This is a genomic window from Streptomyces sp. NPDC058964 (assembly GCF_042741275.1).
Taxonomy (GTDB): Bacteria; Actinomycetota; Actinomycetes; order Streptomycetales; family Streptomycetaceae; genus Streptomyces.
In genome coordinates this window covers 1-1,193 of sequence record NZ_JBHYKH010001018.1, presented here as the reverse complement: position 1 = coordinate 1,193, position 1,193 = coordinate 1, and the positions used below count along the sequence as shown (strand labels likewise).

The following is a 1,193-nucleotide window of genomic DNA, read 5'->3' as shown; positions in this document are numbered from 1 at the left end:
CCTCACCGAGATCCCCTGGATCCACCGCGACCACGTCCACCAGCCGTTCAACGACCACACCTGGCAGCACATCCGCAACCACGCCCACCACAACAACCACGACGACAGCCAGCAGCACGAAGCCCACCTCGCCGACGCCCTCGACCAGCTCATGCGCCGAGTCCACAGCGGCCACGCCACCACCACCGAGCAAGCCCTCCTCGCCCGCACCACCACAACCCCGGTCCCTATCGCCCGGCACCCGCAATACGGCACCGCACCCGCCACAGGCGAACCAGCACAACACGACGGCGACGACAGCATCGACAACCTCCCCGACGACAACACCTATCCCGCCACGGCTGCCGGATTCGGGCTCTACGACGCACACGAGGAAGCCGACAAGTGGTGAACACCCACCCCCGCCCAGCAGCGCAGAGCCCGAGCAGTGCACCCGCCGACGCAGACAGCGACGGTACGGTCGAGCCGTCCTGGCCCCTGACCACCTGGCAAGGCTGGCACCGCTTCGCCACCACCGAGCCGCCCGCCCCGCCCCAGCCCGGCGACCCGCCCCGCAGCCGCGACGAACGCCTCGCCTACCACTCCGCGTTCGTCACCATCCGCACCCCCGCCATCAGCCAGCTCGCCACCCAGGTCCGCACCCTGATGATCCTCGGCCGCCACCAGCAGACCACCGCACGGCCCTCCCTCATCGTCACCGGCCCCGCCGCGGCCGGGAAAACCACCGCCCTGCTCAACGTCGGCCGCGCCTGCCACCTCGCCCACACCCGCAAAAATCCCGCACCGCCCGGATCAACCCACAGCGCGGCACCCGTGGCGTACGTCCTCGTCCCGCCCGGCGCCACCGCGAAAACCCTCATCACCGAGTTCGCCCGCTACCTCGGCATCCCCGTCACCACCCGCATGACCCAGACCCAGATCACCGACGCCGTCTGCCACACCTACACCCAAGCCGGCGTCCAACTCGTCCTCATCGACGAAATCCACCGCCTCAACCCCCGCACCACCACCGGCGCCCAAACCGCCGACCTGTTGAAAGACCTCACCAAACGCCTCCCCGCCACGTTCGTCTACGCCGGCATCGACGTCACCGACACCCCCTGTTCAGTGGGACACGCGGCGCCCAGCTCGCCGGCCGGGCCACACTCGTCGACTGCGGGCCCCTCCCCGCCCGCCACGGCACCCGCGAACCC

At 70.4% G+C, this 1,193-nt stretch carries 2 pseudogenes; both read left to right on the top strand.

Features of this window, described 5'->3' with window-relative positions:
• Positions 1 to 391, top strand: a pseudogene (locus ACFW2E_RS47335) (transposase); the annotation flags it as partial.
• 86 nt (positions 392 to 477) lie between these two features.
• Positions 478 to 1,193, top strand: a pseudogene (locus ACFW2E_RS47330) (ATP-binding protein); the annotation flags it as partial.